18 protein-coding genes and 2 pseudogenes are annotated in these 20,432 nt (G+C 71.3%); 13 read left to right on the top strand and 7 right to left on the bottom strand.

The features are described 5' to 3' along the window. The first annotated feature begins 61 nt into the window (after positions 1-61). Positions 62-1,054, top strand: a complete 993-nt coding sequence (locus ACSUPV_RS03125; RefSeq protein WP_436946861.1) for an Acg family FMN-binding oxidoreductase — start codon at positions 62-64, stop codon at positions 1,052-1,054. A gap of 373 nt (positions 1,055-1,427) precedes the next feature. After that, a complete protein-coding gene (locus tag ACSUPV_RS03120) occupies positions 1,428-2,315 on the top strand; it encodes a universal stress protein (RefSeq protein WP_436946860.1) in 888 nt (295 codons plus the stop codon). Here the strand turns inward: ACSUPV_RS03120 and ACSUPV_RS03115 are convergent. Together ACSUPV_RS03115 and ACSUPV_RS03110 are read right to left on the bottom strand one after the other, a co-directional pair. Then, positions 2,309-3,505: a cation:proton antiporter gene (locus ACSUPV_RS03115; RefSeq protein ID WP_436946859.1), complete on the bottom strand. Its 1,197-nt coding sequence runs from the start codon at positions 3,503-3,505 to the stop codon at positions 2,309-2,311. The genes ACSUPV_RS03120 and ACSUPV_RS03115 overlap by 7 nt on opposite strands. A gap of 3 nt (positions 3,506-3,508) precedes the next feature. Then, positions 3,509-3,988, bottom strand: coding sequence for a cation:proton antiporter regulatory subunit (locus ACSUPV_RS03110; protein ID WP_031115487.1), 480 nt, complete (start codon positions 3,986-3,988; stop codon positions 3,509-3,511). Positions 3,989-4,273: 285 nt separating this feature from the next. On the opposite strand from ACSUPV_RS03110, the gene ACSUPV_RS03105 reads away from it, so the two are divergent. From ACSUPV_RS03105 to ACSUPV_RS03095, 3 genes are all read left to right on the top strand, one after another. Next, complete coding sequence (locus ACSUPV_RS03105; protein ID WP_359786099.1) at positions 4,274-5,155, top strand: universal stress protein; 882 nt, start codon at positions 4,274-4,276, stop codon at positions 5,153-5,155. A 2-nt stretch (positions 5,156-5,157) separates the two neighbouring features. Beyond that, positions 5,158-7,887: a cation-translocating P-type ATPase gene (locus ACSUPV_RS03100; RefSeq protein WP_436946858.1), complete on the top strand. Its 2,730-nt coding sequence runs from the start codon at positions 5,158-5,160 to the stop codon at positions 7,885-7,887. A gap of 273 nt (positions 7,888-8,160) precedes the next feature. Continuing rightward, the gene (locus ACSUPV_RS03095; protein WP_436946857.1) at positions 8,161-8,991 is read left to right on the top strand and encodes a hypothetical protein; all 831 of its coding nucleotides are present in this window, start codon (positions 8,161-8,163) and stop codon (positions 8,989-8,991) included. 153 nt (positions 8,992-9,144) lie between these two features. Here the strand turns inward: ACSUPV_RS03095 and ACSUPV_RS03090 are convergent, their stop codons facing one another. Both ACSUPV_RS03090 and ACSUPV_RS03085 read right to left on the bottom strand, forming a co-directional pair. Then, positions 9,145-9,642 (bottom strand): hypothetical protein, encoded by a 498-nt coding sequence (locus ACSUPV_RS03090; RefSeq protein ID WP_359786105.1) that lies wholly within the window; start codon positions 9,640-9,642, stop codon positions 9,145-9,147. 380 nt (positions 9,643-10,022) lie between these two features. Further along, positions 10,023-10,901 carry a universal stress protein gene (locus tag ACSUPV_RS03085; protein ID WP_436946856.1) on the bottom strand — a complete coding sequence of 293 codons (879 nt, stop codon included), beginning with the start codon at positions 10,899-10,901 and terminating at the stop codon, positions 10,023-10,025. A gap of 425 nt (positions 10,902-11,326) precedes the next feature. On the opposite strand from ACSUPV_RS03085, the gene ACSUPV_RS03080 reads away from it, so the two are divergent. From ACSUPV_RS03080 to ACSUPV_RS03045, 8 genes and pseudogenes are all read left to right on the top strand, one after another. Further along, a complete protein-coding gene (locus tag ACSUPV_RS03080) occupies positions 11,327-12,208 on the top strand; it encodes a universal stress protein (protein ID WP_436946855.1) in 882 nt (293 codons plus the stop codon). 38 nt (positions 12,209-12,246) lie between these two features. Beyond that, a pseudogene (locus ACSUPV_RS03075) lies at positions 12,247-12,416 on the top strand (hydrolase); the annotation flags it as partial. 220 nt (positions 12,417-12,636) lie between these two features. After that, complete coding sequence (gene aztB / locus ACSUPV_RS03070; protein ID WP_436946854.1) at positions 12,637-13,440, top strand: zinc ABC transporter permease AztB; 804 nt, start codon at positions 12,637-12,639, stop codon at positions 13,438-13,440. A 47-nt stretch (positions 13,441-13,487) separates the two neighbouring features. Then, positions 13,488-14,687 (top strand): hypothetical protein, encoded by a 1,200-nt coding sequence (locus tag ACSUPV_RS03065; protein ID WP_436946853.1) that lies wholly within the window; start codon positions 13,488-13,490, stop codon positions 14,685-14,687. Continuing rightward, positions 14,684-15,472 (top strand): annotated as a pseudogene (locus tag ACSUPV_RS03060) (metal ABC transporter solute-binding protein, Zn/Mn family); the annotation flags it as partial. The gene ACSUPV_RS03065 and the pseudogene ACSUPV_RS03060, both read left to right, overlap by 4 nt. A 13-nt stretch (positions 15,473-15,485) precedes the next feature. After that, positions 15,486-15,698: a hypothetical protein gene (locus ACSUPV_RS03055; RefSeq protein WP_382609308.1), complete on the top strand. Its 213-nt coding sequence runs from the start codon at positions 15,486-15,488 to the stop codon at positions 15,696-15,698. A 21-nt stretch (positions 15,699-15,719) separates the two neighbouring features. Then, positions 15,720-15,983: a metal ABC transporter permease gene (locus ACSUPV_RS03050; RefSeq protein WP_359786246.1), complete on the top strand. Its 264-nt coding sequence runs from the start codon at positions 15,720-15,722 to the stop codon at positions 15,981-15,983. A gap of 277 nt (positions 15,984-16,260) precedes the next feature. Continuing rightward, complete coding sequence (locus ACSUPV_RS03045) at positions 16,261-17,025, top strand: class I SAM-dependent methyltransferase (RefSeq protein ID WP_359786126.1); 765 nt, start codon at positions 16,261-16,263, stop codon at positions 17,023-17,025. A 24-nt stretch (positions 17,026-17,049) separates the two neighbouring features. Here ACSUPV_RS03045 and ACSUPV_RS03040 read toward each other — a convergent pair whose 3' ends face one another. From ACSUPV_RS03040 to ACSUPV_RS03030, 3 genes are read right to left on the bottom strand one after another with little or no spacing between them, the layout of a single operon-like run. Beyond that, entirely contained in the window at positions 17,050-17,355 is a 306-nt protein-coding gene (locus ACSUPV_RS03040) for a (2Fe-2S) ferredoxin domain-containing protein (protein ID WP_359786128.1), read from the bottom strand. Between the two features lie 4 nt (positions 17,356-17,359). Beyond that, a complete protein-coding gene (locus ACSUPV_RS03035) occupies positions 17,360-19,336 on the bottom strand; it encodes an FAD/NAD(P)-binding protein (RefSeq protein ID WP_436946852.1) in 1,977 nt (658 codons plus the stop codon). Continuing rightward, entirely contained in the window at positions 19,333-20,340 is a 1,008-nt protein-coding gene (locus ACSUPV_RS03030) for an amino acid ABC transporter permease (protein WP_037764469.1), read from the bottom strand. Before ACSUPV_RS03030 ends, ACSUPV_RS03035 begins: the two co-directional genes overlap by 4 nt. Positions 20,341-20,432: the final 92 nt, after the last annotated feature.

Raw genomic sequence — 20,432 nt, 5'->3', positions numbered from 1 at the left:
ATCGGCTCGCCGGGGTACCCGTGCTGTGACCGCCTCTGACCGGGGCGGCGAGGAGGATGCCATGGCTGAGCGACCACTCGACGAGAAGACGGTGACCACGCTGGTGGCCGAGGCCACGGCGGCGCCGTCCATGCACAACGCGCAGCCGTGGCGCTTTCGCTACCTGAGCGGCGAGCGCGTCCTGCAGCTGCGGGCCGACCCCGAGCGGGCCATGCCCCGGTCCGATCCCGACAACCGGGCGCTGCACATCGGATGCGGGGCGGCTCTGCTCAACCTGCGTGTCGCCGCGGCGCACGCGGATCTCGCTCCCGAGACGACGCTGCTGCCCGAGCCGGACGACCCGCTGCTGCTCGCCGCCGTACGTCTGCCCGGCCCGGTAGGGAGCGTGCGGGACGAGGAGCTGGCGCGGCTGCACGCGGCAATCCGGCAGCGGCACACCAGCCGCCATCCCTTCGCCGAGAAGGACATCCCCGAGGACGTGCGGACCACCTTGCAGGAAGCGGCGGTGCGGGAGGGGGCTACGCTGTCCTTCCCCGGCCCCTGGCATGCCGAGACCGTGCTCGACCTGGTCCGCGACGCCGAGAGCCGCGACACCATGGACCCGGACGCCGACCAAGACCTGGTCCGCTGGACCCGGCTCGGAGCGGAGGCGGACACCGCAGTCGACGGCGTCCCCGAGTACGCCTTCGGCCCGCGCAAGCGCGACGGCAAAGCCCCAGTGCGGGACTTCTCCGGACGCCGGCCGGTGGCCGACCGCGGCACCACCGCCTTCGAGCACACCCCGCACCTGGCCCTGCTGAGCACCCGTGGCGAGGGACCCGCCGACTGGCTGCGCGCGGGCCAGGCCCTCGAACGCGTCCTCCTCGAGGCCACCCTGGCCGACCTGGCCACCTCCCTGACCTCGCACGCGCTGGAGGATCGCGAGCTGCGTCTGCTGGCCCGTGACCCGGCCTCGGGCATCGGACAGGTGCAGATGGTGCTGCGGCTTGGCTACGGACCGCGGGGCCCGGCCACCCCGCGCCGACCTGTGCGGGATGTCCTCGAGATCACGTAGCCAGGCGCAGGGGCCGCACGACGGGTGCTCGGTGTCCGTGGCGTGTGTCGAGGACGCCGCCGGCGACCCGGCCCCACTGTGCCCAGCGGTGCCTGTCGAGCCGTTCCCGGGCGGCCCAACCAGGCGCCCAGCACACCAGCACGGCCGTTGTCGAGCCGCACTGTGGTTGGAAGAGCCCGCCTTGCAGTCGGCTGCAGCCTGGCACCAGGGCCCTGTGGCCCTGCCCTCGAGGCCGGACGGGTCACAGTCCTGCCCGTCAGGTTCTGGCGAGTGCCGGTTGGCCCTGGTGGCGGCCACTCGGCCCAAAGCCAGCGGAGCCTGGGCGGGGTGAACTTGAAGGTGACAGCTAACGCCATCTGTATGAGGAGGCATGGTGAGTGGTCTTGTTGTCGTAGGTGTGGACGGTTCGGCGTCGAGTCTGGCCGCAGTGGAGGTCGCCGCAGGGGAGGCGCGGTCACGCGGGGCGGGGCTGAGATTGGTGCACGCGTTTGTCTGGCCCGCGCTGCACGTACCGTTGGGGCCGTCGCCGGTGGGACCGCCGGAGGGCGGGCTGCGGAACATGGTCGATCGCCTGGTGACCGAAGCGGTCGAGCGGGCGCGGGCGGTAGCGCCGGACATCCCCGTCAGTCATGTGGTGCTGACCGGTGAGCCGTTGACGGTTCTCGAGGCGCAGTCGCGTGCCGCGGAGCTGATGGTGATCGGTTCCCGGGGCATGGGCGGGTTCGTCGGGCTGCTGGTGGGCTCGACGGCGGTGCATCTGGCGGCGCACGGGCGGTGTCCGGTACTCGTCGTGCGCGAGCAGCCGCACGCCGACGGTCCGATCGTGCTGGGCGTCGACGGCTCGGCCGCGGGGCAGGAGGCGGTGGATTTCGCCTTCGCCGAGGCCGCCCTGCGGAAGGCGCCGTTGGTGGCGCTGCACGCCTGGACCACGTGGAATGCGCCGATGCCCGCCCCGCAGGATCCGTCCGAGCCGTACGCGAATCCCCCGGGTGCGCTGGCCGAGGCGGAGGAGCGTCTGCTCGCCGAGGCGCTCGCCGGCCGTCAGGAGCGCTACCCCGGTGTGGTGGTGGAACACCGGGTGGTGCACGGCGGGACGAGGGAGACGCTCATCGAGGCGAGCCGGTCCGCTCAGCTGCTGGTGGTCGGCGCACGGGGACGCGGCGGCTTCGCCGGGCTGCTCCTGGGGTCGGTCAGCCAGGCCCTCCTGCACCACGCGCACTGCCCGGTCGCGGTGGTACGGGGCACGACAGAGCGTCACTGAGGGCGCCGGTCGTGGGGTCCGGAAGCGGGCCCCGCGACCGTGGCGGGCAGCGGGGCTGTGGCGCGGGTGGGGGCGAAACGGGTGAGGACGGGTCCGCAGACGGCCAGGAGCATCACATAAGTGGTGACCAGGGCTCCGAGGCGGTCCTGGCCGGGACCGGCCAGGCCGATGATGACGACGGAGAACTCGCCGCGGGCGACGAGCGCGGTTCCGGCCCGCAGCCGGCCGCGGTGGCCCGCACCGTCGCGGCCGGCCGCATACCAGCCGGCGGTCAGCTTCGTGGCCGCGCCGACCACGGCCAGCGCCGCGGCGGCAGGCAGCATCGGCATCAGGTCACCGGGGTCGACAGAAAGACCAAGAGCCAGGAAGAACACCGCAGCGAACAGATCACGCAAGGGGCTGAGCACGTTCCGGGCCCGCTCGGCGGCGGTGCCGGTCAGCGCAAGCCCGATCAGGAAAGCCCCGACGGCAGCGGAGACGTGGATGGTCTCGGCCAGTGCGGCGACGATCAGGGTGATGCCCAGAACCCGGAGCAGGACCTGCTCCTTGTCGGGGTGCGACAGAACCCGGCCGACATGATGCCCCCAGCGGCCGGATGCGGCGATCGCCGCGACGACGGCACCCGTGGCCGCCAGGACGGCGAGCAGCGCCTGCCACCAGGTGCCGCCGGAGGTGATGACGGCGAGCAGGGGCAGGTAGGCGGCCATGGCGAAGTCCTCCACCACCAGCACGGACAGCACCGCCGGTGTCTCCCGGTTGCCCAGCCGGCGCAGGTCCGCCAGCAGGCGGGCCACGATGCCGGAGGAAGAGACGTAGGTGGCGCCGGCGAGGGCGAGAATCCCCGAGGTATCCAGGCCGAGCAGCCATCCCGCCACGGCACCGGGCGCGGCGTTGAGGACGAGGTCAACGGCGGCGGACGACCGGTGGCGGCGGAGGCTGGCGGTGAACTCCGGGACGGTGAAGTCCAGGCCGAGGACCAGCAACAGCAGGACCACACCGATCGAGGCGCCGGTGCCGACGAACTCCCGGGCCGCCGGAACCGGGGCGAGACCGCCGTCGCCGAGGACCAGTCCGGCCACCAGGTACAGCGGCACGGGGGAGAGGCCGTAACGCCGTGCCACGGCGCCGAGGACACTCAGCGCGGTCAGGATGACCCCGAGCTCCAGCAGCAGGGCGATGGGTGTGTGCACCGGTCAGCCCTGGACGATGCGCTGGACTCCGGCGATGCCCTCGCGGGTGCCGATCACCACCAGGACGTCTCCGGCCCGCAGGGTCTGGTCCGGCCCGGGCGAGGCGATCACGTCCTCGCCGCGGACCACGGCCACGATCGAAGCCCCCGTACGGGTTCGTGCCCGGGTGTCCCCCAGAGCCCGGCCGGCGAACGGGCTGCCGGGGCGCACCTCGATCTGCTCGGCGCCCAGACCGGGGACCTCGCGGGTCAGGTCGGCGAAGCGCTCCGCGATGCGCGGGGCGCCGAGGATCTCGGCGAGGGTGTCGGCCTCCTCGCTGGTGAGCCGGAGCACCGACCGGGCCTCGTCGGGGTCGTCGCCGGGATACACCACCAGCTCGAAGTCCCCCGAGCGCTGGGCGACGACCCCGACGGTGTCGCCCTCCTGGTTGACGAACTCGTACCGCAGCCCGACCCCGGGCAGCAGCACCTCGTTTACGTCCATTGGGATCACCCCGTCAGCCCTGATTTCAATTCCGGTGCGGCCGTAGTCACCGCCCGCCGTCCAGAGATATTCGGCAGGCTTCACCGGGTACTCGAGCAGCGGCGCGCCGCCGGTGTCCGGTCTGGTCCATGCGGTCCGGCGGCCAGTCTCCTGATCTCCGGGCCGGCGTGGGCAGGGCCGACCGGCCCCCTCAGGCGGCCCCATGGCCCCTGTTCCGGGCGGCTGACTGCGCCGAGGCTGGACCCGAACGGCCGCACGTGGCGGCGTTATGGACGGGAGAGGCCAGTGATTGATCCGGTGATCGTAGGGGTGGACGGCTCCGACTCCAGCCTTGACGCGGTCGATGTCGCCGCCCGTGAGGCGCGGCTGCGCGGGGCGCCGCTGCGTGTCGTGCACGCCTTCGGTCACCCCTCCGCGCACCTGCCGACGGGCGCCCCACCGTGGAACCCGGCCGGACACAGTCTGGAACCGATGGTGGAGGGTGCACTGGCCCGGGCCGAGCAACGGGCGCACGCCGTCGCTCCGGGCATCGAGGTGACCCGGTCCGTCGTGGCCGGTGAGGCGCTCGCGGTGCTGGAGATCGAGTCGCGCTCCGCTGCGCTCGCGGTGGTCGGCAGCCGGGGCCTGGGCAGCTTCACCGGACTGCTGCTGGGCTCTACCGCGGTGCATCTGGCCGCCCACGGCCACTGCCCGCTCATGGTGATGCGCGGCCGCCCCGACCCGGCCGGTCCCGTGCTGCTGGCGGTGGACGGCTCCAAAGCGGGGGAGGAGGCGGTCGGTTTCGCGTTCACCGAGGCCGCGCTGCGTGGGGCACCGCTGGTGGCGCTGCACGTGTGGAACACCTGGAGCGAACGGGCGTACGAGGGCCCCGGCGATCCGCTGACGGCCGTGGTCGCGGATGCCGAGCGGCTCCGAGAAGCCGAGCAGCATCTACTGGACGATGCGGTGGCCCGCTGGCAGGAGGTATATCCGCAGGTCGAGGTGGAGAGGCGCCTGGTGCGCTCCCGGGTCCGTCCGGCCTTGATCGACGCCAGCCAGGACGCCCAACTGGTCGTGACAGGCGCCCGAGGTCGCGGCGGCTTCACGGGACTGCTCCTCGGCTCCGTCAGTCAGGCCCTGCTCCACCACGCCCATTGCCCGGTCACTGTCGTCCGCGGCGAGGAGTGACCATGCCTCAGCAGGCCCACACCGCCGCCGCGCCTGACGCCCCGCCGAGCCGGAAGCAGCCAGACCCGATGACGCAGGCCTACCGGCGCGATGCCGCCGAGGTGGCGGACCTCCTGAGCGTGGACCCGGCAGCGGGCCTGTCCACAGCGGACGCCGAGCAGCGGCAGGCCACCTGGGGAGCCAACGAACTGGCCGAGCCGGCTCGCAGACCGCAGTGGCTGCGCCTGCTGGACCAGTTCCGCAGCTGGCTGATCGGCATCCTGCTCGTCGCTGCCGTCGTCGCCGGGATCATCGGTGAGATCAAGGACGCCCTCGTCATCACCGTCGTCCTCCTCATCAACGCCACCATCGGCTACCTGCAAGAACGCCGCGCCGAGCGCAGCCTGGAAGCGCTGCGTCAGATGCTGGTCCCCACCGCCCGGGTACGCCGCGACGGCCAGGTCCGTATGGTTCCGGCGCGCGACCTGACGCCCGGCGACGTGGTTCTGCTCGAAGCCGGCGACCGCATCCCGGCCGACGGACGCCTGGTGGTCGCCGCATCCGTCGAAGCCGCCGAGAGCGCACTGACCGGCGAGTCCCACCCTGTGGCCAAGACCACCGCACCCGCCGCGGCCGATGGCGACGAACCCGTACCGGTCGCCGAACGCACCGGCATGCTCTTCATGAACACCGTCCTCACCCGCGGGCGCGCCGAGATGATCGTCACCGCCACCGGCATGCGCACCGAGGTGGGAGCGATCGCTGAGGCGCTGCGCACCGGCAGCGAACCGCCCAGCCCGCTCCAGGTCCAGATGGACAGCCTGGGCCGACGCCTGGCCGTGGTCAGCGGCGTCGCCGTGGCCGCCTACGCACTCGTGGCCCTCATCCGGGGCGAGGACCTGGCGGACCTGGCGCTGCGGGCGGTGGCCCTCGCGGTCGCGGCGATCCCCGAGGGCCTGCCCGCCGTCCTTGCCCTCACTCTGGCCCTGGGCGTGTACCGGATGGCCCGCCGCGGTGCCATCGTCAAACGCCTGGCCTCCGTCGAGGCGCTGGGCTCCGCGACCGTGGTGTGCAGCGACAAGACCGGCACCCTGACCCTGAACGAGATGACCGCTCGCGGACTGTGGTCCGCCGGACGCTTGTACGACGTGACCGGCGACGGCTACGACACCGTCGGCACGGTGCGCACCGCCGACATCGGGGACGCATCCCCGCAGCTGCACGACGCGATCCTGCCGTTCGCGCTGTGCAACGACGCCCGCCTCACCTCCGACGGCAACGGCATCATCGGAGACCCCACCGAGGGCGCCCTGCTCGTGCTCGCCGCCAAGACGGGCCTCGACGCCGCGGCCCTGCGGGAACGCAACCCGCGCATCGCCGAGGTCCCCTTTGACCCGACCGCCAAGTACATGGCCACCTTCCACACGGATACCGACGGCCGCACCCGCGTCCACGCAAAGGGCGCCGTGGACGTCCTGCTGGATCGCTGCACCCATGTCCTGACCGGCCACGGACCCGTGCCCCTGACCGCTGAGCGGCGCACTGAGATCACCACGGCCGCCCGCCGCATGGGCAGCCAGGGTCTGCGGGTCCTCGCCGCCGCGACCGCGACCGACCAGGACCAGCCGCACCCACAGCAGGTGACAGGACTGACCCTGACCGCGATCGCCGGGATCGCCGACCCGCCCCGCCCTCAGGCGCGCGACGCCGTCGCCCTCGCCCAGACCGCTGGCGTCACCGTCAAAATGATCACCGGTGATCACGCCGACACCGCCGCCGCCATCGCCCGTGAAGTCGGCATCTCCGGCGACGTCATAACCGGCAACGAACTGACCCGAATGAGCGAACAGGACCTCGAGGACCGTATCGAGGACATCGGCGTCTTCGCCCGTGTCGCCCCCGAACACAAGGTCACCATCGTGCGCGCCCTCTCCCGGCGCGGCCACATCGTGGCCATGACTGGTGACGGTGTCAACGACGCGGCCGCACTGCGCGCAGCTCACATCGGCGTCGCCATGGGCGTCACCGGCACCGACGTCGCCAAGGAAGCCGCCGACATGGTGCTGACCGACGACGACTTCTCCACCATCGTCCGCGCGGTGCGCGAAGGCCGTTCCATCTACGACAACATCGTCACCTTCGTCCGCTTCCAGCTGTCCACCAACATCGGCGCCATCCTCACCCTGCTCGCCGCCGTGCTGGCCGGCCTGCCGGCGCCCATGTCCGCGATCCAGCTGCTGTGGGTCAACATCATCATGGATGGGCCGCCCGCGATGGCCCTGGGCATCGACCCTCCACGGGACAACGTGATGAGACGCCCGCCCCGCCCGCCCGGCGACCGCATCCTCAATGTCCGCCGCCTGGCCGCCATCACCCGCTCGGGCACCGTGATGGCCACCGGCACCCTCGCCGTCTTCTCCGTCGGCCGTCACCTCACCGACACAGCGGCCGCCGCGACCATGGCGTTCACCACCTTCGTGCTCTTCCAACTGTTCAACGCCCTGGCCGCACGCAGCGAGGATGGCCCGGTGCTCGGCCGCCATCAACTGCACAACCGCACCTTGTGGATCTGCCTGGGAGCCGTCCTCGCTCTCCAAGTCATCGCCGTTCAAGTCTCCTTCGCTCACGGCGTCTTCGACACCGTTCCCCTCAGTCCCCTGCAGTGGGTCGTATGCCTGGCCACCGCCTCCACCGTGCTGCTGGCCGAACACGCCTGGCGCACCGGACGCGCACGGCTCGGCCACAAGGACTGACCGCGTGCCATCGGCTCCCAGCAGGGACCGACCCGCCGCTCTACAGGTGCGAAACTGGGCGGATGCCCGAGCAGCCCTTCACCTTTCTTCACACTGTCCTACGCGGCCAGGCCGCCTCGCATCGTCGTGGTGGCACCCGACGGTGGTGAGCGCTGGGTTGAGTGGACGGCAGCGGCCCTGGCTCGACTGTCGACGGTGTGGGGCTGCAGCGGAAGTGTCGTGGTGCCTTCGAGCTCGGTCGGACATCCCGCTGTCGCTCGCTGTCTGGCCCGCTTGAACCCCGACCACGTGCTGGCTTACAGCCCCTCGTGGGCCACATTCGACGCCCTGAATCCAGGCACAGTCGATCGGCTGCTGGCCGATAGGAAGATCACCGACCCTGCTGCGGCTGAGCAGTTCAGGCAGATGCTTCGCAAGGAGCCCTGGAACGGCTCCGCCGTGCACGCAGCAGAGGAGGCCTCTGACGGTCTCCGTCTGCGGCTCGCCACCAACAAGCGAGAGGACATGATCCAGTGCAACCGTCTGTTCGACGACGACAACGCCCGTGAACTGACGCCGTTGGCTACGGTGGCCACGGCCCCCCTCATCGGGGTGCCGAGGAACCTTGTGACCACCGCCGAAGCGCTGGCCTACGCGATGCATGTCGGCACTGATCGCCGGTGCCTAGCTCATCGCGTCCCCAGGTCATGGTGGGAAGGACGGAACCAGGTCCAGCATCCGCCGAACCTGATCAGCGTCTGCACTCAGGCACCGAGGGCTGGCCACGGCCTCAGCGACGTCCGGGATGCTCCCGTTGCGCCAACGCCGGACTTCATAGCGAAACAGGCGCGAGCGGCCCAGCCGCGGCAGCCCCACAGCCCCCTCGGCGACCACGGCCCGATCAGGTTCGTCCGTGCGCCACACGGGAGCCATCTCGATGGCGTAGCAGTCGGCTCCGAGTCGGACCTGCAGAGCAGAGTGATACAGGTCGAGCGATTCCCGGTGCTGGAGATGCGCGGCGATCGCCTCATACAGGCGGCCATTCCATCGGACCAACCGCACACCGCCGGCGCCCAACGGCGGCCAATACAGCGTAATGAGGGCGGGGGTTCCCACTCCACCTGAGCGAAGGGCCGAGGCGGTGTTCATGACGGCCTCCGTACGGCAGCTCCACTGGTCGTCCCACTCTCAAGTCAGGAGCCGGGGCTGGACCACCGTATAGGCCGAAAGGCCCCGGATCGGTCACCGGATGGCCCAACAGCTCTTTGACGCCTGGTGTCACTCTTGACCGGCCTCCGCCCGGATCTTCAGGTTCGCGAACTGGCGGGTCTGCATGAACCAGTGGGCCGGTTCCCACAGCAGGAAGTTGCCGATGGCTGCGAGCAGACCTGGTTTGGCGGCCGCATACCCGCTGACAATGAGCCGGCTGCGCCCGCCCTGGACTTCGTCGAGGAGAAAAGCCCACAGCGAATCGGTGTAGAGACGCGGGCGCGGTCCCCTTGTATCGAACGGACGACCCCGCAAGTCAAACGGTGCGCGCAGAGCGAGGAAACGTCCCGGATCGAGGGCCGCCACCTCGAACCAGGTACTGCCGCTCGGCGTCGAAGCGAGATGGTCCCCAACCGAGATCTGCTGCCACTCTGGGTGGATGCGCCTGGCGCTTGCGACGCCGCCATTGTCAAGGCGGTCCCAGCTGTACCAGCCGGCACGATCGCACCCCATCTGGACGAGCCATGGCCAGACCTGCGATGGCGGTGCCTTGATTGTCACCGCCATCGTTGCCGTCCGCTTGCCGCCAGGAATGAGGTCAGCACCCGGGAAAGGCCCTCGCGCCTCCTCATCCGTGGCCCCCCAACGGAGAAGCCGTGGCCGCACAAGGGATGCGTATGCAGCCACCGAGAGACCCAGAACAGCGAGGACTACGCGCGTCCCCGACATCCCTGGCCGTTGGGCCGCGCGCCCCGCATCACGGGCATGAGGATCTCGACGAGCCACACATCCATCTTCGGCGCAACCTCGGGAGGACGCGACCCTGGCACGCATCCCTCGCGCTCGTCAGCTCCTGGCCGATCCGCGCCGCCCAGGCCTCGATCCGGCGAAGTCGCGGAAACCCGCGACGAGCCCGCTCGTCACGAGCCCCTTTGACAGGAAGGGAACTACGGGTATCGCGGCTGCTCAGGCACAACGGCGACCGGACAGGCGGAATGGGTCAGCGCCGCGTGGGTGACCCGGCCGAGGTGCAAACCGAAGTGCCCAGGGCGGCGCCGCGCACCCAGGACCAGCAGGTCGGCGTCTTGGCAGGTGTCCAGGAGCACCTGACGGGCGGGACCCTCCACGGCACGCTTGTGCAGCCGCACACCCGCCGGGGCTTCACGGAGCGCGGCTTCCAGGGCCTGCACCGCCCGCTCCTCACGTACATGTGCCGGTTCTCCGACGAACCATGGGTGGTCCGTGGTCTCGTGCGCCGGGCGCCGCCAGGCGCGCACGGCCTCGAGTACGGCGCCGCGCCGCTCCGCTTCCTCAAGGGCGAACCGGATGGCGTTCGCGCTTGCTGCCTCCTCGCCGACGCCGAGCACGACACGGCGATGCGCGCCGGACCTGTCCCCGCCCTCGTGTCCGCCGCGGACCACGATCACCGGACAGTCGGCGAGGCCGGCCACGGTCAGGCCGACCGAGCCCTGCAGCAGCTCGGCGACGCCGCCGCGGTCCTGCGATCCCAGGATCAGCACGGACGCACGATGTGCCTCCTGGATGAGAACGGGCACCGGCCCCTCGGGCACGACCTGGGTGTCGATCTTCATGTCTGGGACGCGCTGCCGGGCGCGATGGGCCGCGGCGACTACGAGGACATCGGTGAGCAGCTGCTCCCACCTCTCCGATGCTGCGGGGAAGACGGCACGTTCGTAGCACTCCCAGAGCGAGGCGTGCACCAGACGCAGTGGGGCGCCGCGCAGCGCGGCCTCATCGGCCGCCCAGTCCGCGGCCCGCAGGCTGGCCTCGGAGCCGTCCACGCCGACGACGATCGGCAGGTTCATCGGCCTCGTCCTTCCGTGGCGATCTGTTCGGCGCGGACGGGCGCCCGCCTTCCTGGACCGCGAGCTCAGCGTTCTCCCGCAGGCCCAGCAGCCTCCCCGGGTCGCCGACGAAAGTCTCCAGAACGGGGCCGGGTGGCAGCGGTCGGTCAGCCGTGCGCTCTTCGAGGCGCGCAATCACGGCCCAGCCCACGCCATCGTCGTGACGGAACTCATTATCGACCCCGATGACGACGATCCGGGAGGCGATGGACATCTTCTCGCTCCCTTACTTCGGGCTACCAGATCATTGTGGGCCGCTCCGGATGGGCAGGGACATGGGCCGAACGGTCCCGGTCGGGGCCGGACAGCCCCTCCTACCCCGGCTGCCACCGGCGGGACGCTGAGAGTGGATGTGAAGGCTGCTCGTGTACGAGGCGGTGGGAACGATGACGCTGGAACTCCCCCTGGTCGTGGGCGTCGATGGATCGGACGGCAGCCTGATGGCAGTCGACTGGGCGGTGGACGAAGCCGCCCGGTACGGGCTTCCGCTACGGCTGGTCTACGCCTCCCTCTGGGAACGCTACGAGGGCATCACACCGTCGGTCACTCTGGAACGCCCGTCGGAGCAGGTGATGGCCGACCACCTTGTCGCCTCCGCGGCGGAGCGCGCCCTGCGGCGCAACCCTGAGGTGAAGGTGACCACCGAGGTCCTCCCGGCTGACGCGGCGGAGGCACTCCTGCACGAGGGGAACAACGCCACCGCCCTGGTCACCGGGTCGCGGGGCCGTAGCGAGCTGAAGGGACTGCTGCTCGGCTCGGTCGGCCTGGCCGTTGCTGCACGGGCGTACTGCCCGGTGATCGTGGTACGCGGCGACAAGGCCGGCGTGTCCGGCAGCCATGAGCGGATCCTCCTGGGTGCCGGGGACCCCACCAGCAGCGGGATCGCGGCGCGGTTCGCCTTCCGCGAGGCGGAGGTCCGCAGGTGCACGCTCGACGTGGTACGGGCATGGCGCTGCCCCGCACGCGAGACCGCCGACACGGCCGCGCTTGCCGAGACACCGGCGCAGTACCACGAGGAGCAGGCCCGCATCCAGCTGGACGAGCTGCTGCGCGACGCGGTCGCCGATCACCCGGATGTGCGGGTGAGCCGTACGACGATAGAGGGCCCGGCCCGCAAGGTGCTGCTACACCGCTCGGCCGCGGCCGACCTCGTGATCATCGGGGCGCGTCGCAAGCATGGCCACTTCGGCCTGCAACTCGGCCGGGTGAGCCATACCCTGCTGCACCACGCGTACTGCCCGGTGGCGGTCGTTCCGCAGCTCGCCTAAATCTTGCCTGGGCCCAGTCACGAGGAGAGCAGCGATGACTGTTCGGTCAGGACGTGGTAGCACCTGTGCTGCGGGACGTCAGGGCGGTCGTGTTCGACACTGACGGCGTTTTCACCGACTCCGCCCGGGCCCACGCGGCCGAGTGGAAGAGCGCTTCGATGCTCATCTGGCAGAGCATGCGCCCGAGGACCCCGGACAGCGGCGACCGGCGAGGTCCAAGCCGTCGCTGTCGGCCGATCCGGTCGACCGGCCGTCGACCGGCCGTTGACCGGTCGGCGACCAGGGCGATCGATCCAGGGGTCTCAGGCCGGTTGCCAGGTCCGGGCGAGTGTGGAAGGGGTGAGGAGCCGCTCGGGGTCGCCTTGTTCCGCCAGGCGGCCGTCGCTGAGCAGGAGGCAGATGTCGGCTGAGCGCGCGGCTTCGAGGTCGTGAGTGGGTTGGTGTCGGCGATCTGCGCCCTCGCCGGCATCTGGGTGGTGCTCAGGGGGATGGCCTTCCTCGGTGACGCCATGTCGCACGGGCTGTTGCCCGGAGTCGCGCTCGCCGCGCTGTTCGGCGGCAACCTGCTGGTGGGAGCGCTGCTCAGCGCGGCCGTCATGACGGCCGGGGTCACCGCCCTCGGCCGCACCCCGCGGTTGTCCCAGGACACCGGGATCGGTCTGCTGTTCGTGGGGATGCTGTCGCTCGGCGTCATCATCGTCTCGCGCTCGCAGTCCTTCGCTGTCGACCTGACCGGGTTCCTCTTCGGTGACGTCCTCGCAGTCCGAGAGCAGGACCTGGTGCTGCTGGGCGTGGCGCTGCTGCTGGCGCTGGTCGTCTCGGTCCTCGGCCACCGGGCCTTCCTCGCCCTGGCCTTCGACCCGCGCAAGGCCCACACGCTCGGTCTGTGCCCGCGCCTGGCTCATGCGGTGCTGCTCGGCTTGCTGGCGCTGGCCATCGTCGCCTCCTTCCACATCGTGGGCACGCTGCTCGTCCTGGGGCTGCTCATCGCCCCGCCCGCGGCCGCGCTGCCCTGGACGCGCAGCGTGCGGGGTGTCATGGCCCTCGCGGCACTCCTCGGCATGACCGCCACCTTCGGCGGACTGCTGCTGTCCTGGCACCTGAGCACCGCGGCCGGCGCGACCATCTCGGCCCTCGCGGTGAGCCTGTTCTTCCTCTCCCACCTGGCATCCGGTCTCCGCCACCACCGCCGTGCGCGCCTCGCCGGTGCTCACGCCGCGGCCACCCACTGATGGAAGAGGTGATCCCTTTGTTCATCCGCAGAAACGCCACTGCTGGGATGTCCACCACGCTCGTGGCCGTCTGTCTGCTCACCACCGGCTGTGCGGGCCGGGACGACACCGCGTCCGCCCCGAGGACGGCGCCCCCGGCCTCCGCTCCGCACGGTTACGTCGCAGGGGCACAGGAGAAGGCCGAGCAGCAGTCCCGGCTGGTGCTCAACGCCCCGAGGCCCGGAGACACGCGGGTACTCGATCTGATCACCGGAAAGGTGCACGAGGTGTCCCGGACGGCGGGCACCGCGGAACTGACCACGGACGGCCGGTTCGGTTACTTCCACACCGCGGGCGGCACGCACGTCCTCGACGCTGGCGCCTGGATGGTGGACCACGGCGACCACGTCCACTACTACCGCGCGGCGATACGTGACGTGGGCGAGCTGCCCGGAGGCCCGGGCACGCGCATCCGCAGCGATGCCGCCGTGACCGCGGTGACCGATGAGGACGGCCGGGCCAGCATCTACCGCCGGGCCGGTCTGGAAAAGGGCAAGGTCGGCTCCGCCCGCACGCTTCCCGGGACACACGCGGGAGCCGTCGTGCCGTACGCGGAGCACCTGCTCGGCGTCACGGACGACGGGACGGTCGCGGTGTACGACCGCGAGGGCAAGCGGGCCACGTCGCCGGACGCCCGCTGCGAAGAGGCGCGGGGCGACGCCGTCACCCGGCGCGGAGTCGTCCTCGGCTGCGCCGACGGCGCCCTGCTCGTCCGTGAGGACGACGGCACCTTCACCGCCGAGAAGATCCCCTACGGCAGCGACGTACCCGAAGCGGAACGGGCCACGGCCTTCCGGCACCGGCCCGGCAGCGACACGCTCACGGCACCGGCCGGGAAGCGGGCCGTGCGGGTGCTGGACGTCAGCGAGCGGACGTGGACACGGGTGAAGACCGGGCCCGTCGTCTCCGCCAACACCGCCGGCGAGGGCTCCGTCCTGATCGTCCTGGAGACCGACGGAGCACTCCACGGCTACGACATCGCCACCGGCAAGCAGGTCTCCCAGACAAAGCCGCTTCTGACGGGCGCCCCAGAGACCGGTACCCACGGGAACGCGGCACCGGTCATCGAGGTCGACCGCAGCCGCGCCTACCTCAACGACTCCAAGGGCAAACGCGTGTACGAGATCGACTACAACGACAACCTGCGTATCGCGCGCACCTTCGACCTGGACATCGAGCCGGCCCTCATGGTGGAGACCGGACGATGACGAGACAGACGCGAGGGTCGCGGCGGCTGCGCACCCTCCTGCTGCTCCTGCTCACCCTCGCCCTGGCCGGTGCCGGCACCGGCTGTACGAGCGGCGACGACCGGCCCCGCGTGGTCGTGACGACCAACATCCTGGGCGACATCACCCAGGAGATCGTGGGCGACGAGGCCGACGTCACCGTGCTGATGAAGGCGAACGCCGACCCGCACTCCTTCGGCCTGTCGGCCGTGCAGGCCGCCGAGTTGGAGCGCGCCGACCTGGTGGTCTTCAACGGACTGGGACTGGAGGAGAACGTACTGCGGCACGTGAACGCCGCCCGCGAGGCGGGGGTGCCCACCTTCGAGGCCGGCAAGGCGGCGGACCCGCTCGCCTTCCAGGCGCACGACGACGGAGGCCCCGAGGAGGAGGCCGAGCAGCCCGACCCGCACTTCTGGACCGACCCCGACCGCGTCCGCAAAGTCGTGGGCCTGATCGCCGACCAGGTCGTCGAGCACGTGGACGAGAAGACGGTCCGCGCCAATGCCGACCGCTACGACGACCAACTCGCCGACCTCACCACCTGGATGGAGAAGTCCTTCGCCCGCATACCCGAGAAGCGGCGCGCGCTGGTGACCAACCACCACGTCTTCGGCTACCTCGCCGACCGCTTCGGCTTCCGGGTGATCGGCGCGGTGGTCCCGAGCGGTACGACGCTGGCCTCGCCCAGCTCCTCCGACCTGCGCTCACTCACCGAGGCGATGCGCAAGGCAGGCGTACAAACCGTGTTCGCCGACTCCTCCCAGCCCCACCCAGGAGTTGTTGAACGAGCTGTTCGGCCGGCTGGCCGCGGAAGGCAGGGCCCTGCTGATGACCACCCACGATCTGGCGGCCGCCGCCCGCACCTGCCACCGGGTGGCGCTGATCAACCGCACGGTCGTCGCCGAGGGCGGCCCCGAACTCCTCGCCGAGCCCGACCAGATGCTGCGGGCCTTCGGCCTCGACCGCGCGATCGGCACGGTGACCGCATCATGAGCGAGCTCCTCGGCTTCTTCACTGACCCATGGCAACTGCCCTTCATGCAGTGGGCGTTCGGCGTCGCCGCAGTCGTCGGCCTGGTGTGCGTCGCTCATCGGCTGCGCCGGCAGCGTCGCGAGTCTGTACGTCTCCTACACATACGACCTGGCCGCAGGCGGCTCCGTGGTCGTCGTCCTCACGGCCCTGTTCGCTCTCACCTGGTGCCTGGCACCCCGCCATGGGCTCCTGGCGAAGCTCGTCCGGCGACCGGACCCCGCCGCTCCTCTGCCCGCCGGACCGTGAGCGCCCAACCAGCAGCCCCGAGCACCCCGCGGGGTTGCTCGCCGCGGTCGCCCCAGGGGCGTGGGTACCGCCACCCTCGGTTGCTCCCCGATGGCGTGCGACGGTGTTGTGGTTCGGGCGGAAGGAACGGCAGGGAGGGGTTGAGTTCCCGTTCCGCCGACTCCGCCGTGCGCTGCGACTGCGGAAAGCGCCGATGTGCTCGCGCGACCGCGCACCGATGCCTGGGCCATCGGTTCGGAGAGGTACCTGCTCATCACCGAGAAAGGCCACAGCACAGATGACCAAGACCGTCACGAGTGAGGCCGACCGCGCCGATCAAGGGCTCGGTTATGCCGTCAACGGCCCCTACTACGACCTGATCTTCCCCGAGGCGGTACGAGCCTCGTTCTCGGACGCCCTGAGGCGGCTGGTGTCCGGATCCCGCACGGTTGCCGAGATCGGCCCGGGCACAGGGGTGTTCACCGAGGTACTGCTGGAACTGCTCGGGCCGGACGGCGAGATCTTCGCGATCGAGCCGACGCGCATCATGCGCGCCGCTCTGGTCACGCGGCTGTCCCGCATACCGGCAGCCGCAGACGCAGTGACCGTGCTGCCCGAGGACGCGCTGACCGCCGAGGTGGACATACCGCTGGACGCCGTGGTGCTGTTCAACATGATCATGCACCTCTCGCCGGAGCAGCGGGCTCGGCTCTGGCACAAGTGGGCCGGCGCACTCCGCCCCGGGGGAGCGCTGATCATGGAGTCGCAACACCCCCAGACGGCGACCGCCATCCCGCCCTCGGTGGTCCCTGGCGGCACGCTGGGACGGTACCGCTACGACACCCTCGCGCGGGCAGACGTCGTGGATGAGGACCTGATCCGCTGGGTGATGACCTACCGGACCTGGCGCGGCGACGAACTGATCCGGGAGGAGACCGCAGGGTTCGACTGCCATGTCGTCTCCGACGAGACGCTGGCCGCTGAGTTGGCGGCGGTGGGGCTCGAACGACACCCGGCCGCACCCGAAGGGATCCAGGCATGGCGGCGCCCGCAGGCCCGGTGAGCCTCTTCCCCAGGGTCTCGTGCGTCAGCCCTCCACCTGCCCCCGCACGCGGCGCGAGGGAGCGAAGCTGTACAGGTCGAGGATGCCGGGCGGGTCGGCGAGTCCGGGCCCGCCCTGCTCGATCCAGGCGGTGATGCCGGCGGTGGCATCGGCGTCGTTGACCAGGCCGAGCCACACGGGCCGGCCGCCCGCCGCGCGGCCGGCGGACGAGGGCTGCACGACGACGACGTTGGCGTGCTCGCGGGCGTCCAGGCAGTCGGTGACGCGGACGGTCGCGATGCCGTCGAGTGCGCCCGCCTCGCACGGCTTCCAGGGAAAGGTCTCACACAAGGTCTCACACTCCGAGAGGTCGGCTGTCCACCGGTGACGTTGCCGTCTCGGCCTCGGTGGTGCTCAGAGCACGCAGGAGCGCGCGGGCGACGGCGTCGTTCTGGCGGAAGGCCGGGGCGTTGGTGCGGGGGCGGGCGAAGGCGGCGACGGCCCGGCTGTTGGTGGGGGCGCCGAGGGCGATGCGCCGGGGGTGGGGGCTGTCGAGGGACGGGTCGAGGACGTGGCCGTCCGTGGGGGAGACGGCGAGCAGGCCGGAGCGGTGGGTGTGGGTGGGGTCGGCGATGACCTCCTCGGCGAGTGCGCCTTCCCGATGCAGGCCCCGCAGGAGTGGGTCCTCGGTGTGGGCCAGGGAGGGGCCCGGCAGGTACGCCTCGATCAGGGCCGTGGCGTGGGTGGTGTGGCCGGAGACGGTGGGGCTGGTCGCGGTGAAGGTGCCGCTCGTCTCGTCGGTGGCGATGCGGATGTCCGCCCCCAGGAAGTGGACGATGCCGGCCCGGGACAGCGCGAGGAGTTGGCGCAGGCGGAAGCCGGGCGGACCGGAGGCCAGGAAGCTGAAGAAGCCGTGCCACCAGCCGTCGAGTTGCTCGGCGACGGAACGCGCGGTCAGTCGCCCCGCCGCGACCAGGCGGGGCAGTTGCCCGTAGACCGAGAGCAGGGCGAGGAACGCCCCGAGGTCGGCGCTGAACGCCGGGTCCTCGCGGCGGGCGACGTCCCGGGCGATGTGGTCGCGCAGGTGGTCCTGGAACGCCTCCGGCGTGGGGAACGCGAGGCCGTCCAGCGGGCGGTCCAGGACCTCGAAGTCCAGGCGGTCCGCCGGGTCGGGTACGGCCGTGGCGACGAGGGCCGCCATCTCGGCGTCGTACCAGCCCAGGCGGTCGTAGGCGGCGACGAAATCCGGCCAGGGGAGGGCCGTGCGCTCGGGGTGGGCGTGGAAGAGCTCGTGGTAGTGGCCGAAGCCGATCTCCTTGGCCATCAGCGGCCACACGTCGCGCCGCAGGTCCAGCGGGCGGCCCTCGGCGAGCAGTGCGTCGACCGCCTCAGGGCCGAAGTGGCGCGGCAGTGGAGGCCGGGGACCCTGCAGGCGGTAGCGGGTCTTGGAGCGGTACGGCACACCGCGCCGCGATCCGACGTGCAGGACGGGCTCGCGGCCGGACGGGAGGTAGGTGAGGGTGCCGTCGGCCTCGGTGCGGTATCTGCCGCCGCGTCCCTCGGTGAGCAGCGTCATCACGTCGATGAAGGCCAGCCCGAAGCCGCGCAGGATGACGTGCTCGCCGGGTCGCAGTGCGGACAGGTCGGCGTCGGCGGAGAACTCGGGCGGGAGGTGGAAGCGGCCGTGCCGGCGAGCGAAGGCGGCGTGGTCCCGGTGCTCGGCGGCGGGAGTGGAGCCGAGGTGTCCCTGTGCGAGGACGACCAGGTCGGCGGTGAGCGGGGTGGCGCGGTCGGCGAGGTGCACCTGCTGCGGGCCGTCCGGGGGACCGGTGACGGCGGTCGCGGTGGTGGGGTGCCACTCGACCGTGACGGTGGGCGGCAGTTGGGCCAGCGCCCTGCGGAACACCCAGTCCAGGTAGGCGCTCTGGGCACGGCGGGTGGGGAAGTCGGACCCGTCGAGCGTGCGCAGTTCGGCGAGCACGTCAGGGTCGGTGGGTTCGGCGTACGGGGCGTGGCGCGGGCTCCGGCCGGAGAACTGGGCGGCCCACTCGGCGAGTGAGGGGCCCGGCTGTACCGGGCCGTCGATCGTGGAGGACTCGTCGGTGAACATGGTGACGTCCTCGGCCATGGAGTTCATCCGCAGCAGCGCCGACTGTTCGTGACGCCAGACGCGTCCCGGGCCGGGCGGGTGCGGGTCCACCAGGTGGATGCGCAACTCTCGTACCTCGTCCCACAGTTCGGGTGCGTTGGCGGCGATCCGCTCCAGCAGGCCCGTGGCGCGCGGCCCCGCGCCGACGACGACCAGGACGGCCGGCGAAGGGGTGCTGCTCACCGGTCACCGCCGATCGCCGGGCGGGCGTCGGCGGCCGTGGCCGCGCTCAGTCGATGGCGCACGGCGGTCAGATGGCCGCGCAGCCGTTGCAGCGGGGTCGGCGGCAGGGTGCGGGAGTCCCCGCGCGCGTAGTACCGCTCGACGTGGAACTGGCCCGCGCTCAGCACCGTGGTGACCGCGATGTACCACAGGGTGGCGACCATCAGCAGCGGGATGACCTGGTAGGTCTGGTTGTAGATCAGCTGCACCGAGTACAGCAGGTCGTGCACGGCCAGCACGCTGACGATGCTGGTGCCCTTGAGCGTGCCGATCAGCATGTTCCCGGCCGTGGGCACGATCGAGCGCATCGCCTGGGGGACGACGATCCGGCGCAGCGTGCGGCGCCTGCTCAGCCCCAGCGCCTGGGCGGCCTCGGTCTGCCCGGGGTCCACGGAGAGGATGCCGCCGCGCACCACTTCGGCGGCGTAGGCGGTCTCGTGCAGGGTCAGGCCGATGACGGCGGTCAGGGTGGGGCCGAGGAGGTTGACCGTCTTGACGGTGAGGAACTGCGGGCCGAACGGGATGCCGAGGCCGAGCGTCGGATACAGGGCACCGATGTTGAACCAGAACAGCAGCTGCACCAGCAGCGGCGTGGACCGGAAGATCCACACATAGCCCCAACTCAGCGTGCGAAGCACAGGGTTGGCCGACAGGCGCATCACCGCGAGCACGGTGCCGAGCAGGAAGCCGAGCACCATCACCACGGCGGTCAGCCACAGGGAGAGCAGCAGTCCGTCGAGCACGGCGGCGGTGGTGAAGTACCGGCCCACCACGCTCCATTGGAAGGCGTCGTTGCGGACGACGGAGTTGAGGACCATCGCGAACAGCAGCAGCGCGGCGGCAGCGGTCGCCCAGCGGCCGAGGTGCCGGCGCGGCACGATGCGCGGCACGTCGGGACCAGGGGCACTCGCCCTTTTCGGGGGTTGCGTCGCAGGGGCCGGCGTGACTTCGGAAGGCGTGACCATCGAGAGGCTCTCCGGGGGAGGGGATGGCAGGCGTGGGTGACCACCCGGTGGCACTCGCAGGGAGCGCAACGCCACAGGCGCTGCGTGCGTAG

Origin of the sequence: Streptomyces sp. SudanB52_2052 (assembly GCF_964272415.1) — a bacterium.
GTDB classification, from domain to species: Bacteria; Actinomycetota; Actinomycetes; order Streptomycetales; family Streptomycetaceae; genus Streptomyces; species Streptomyces olindensis.
This window is presented reverse-complemented; position numbering and strand designations above follow the sequence as displayed.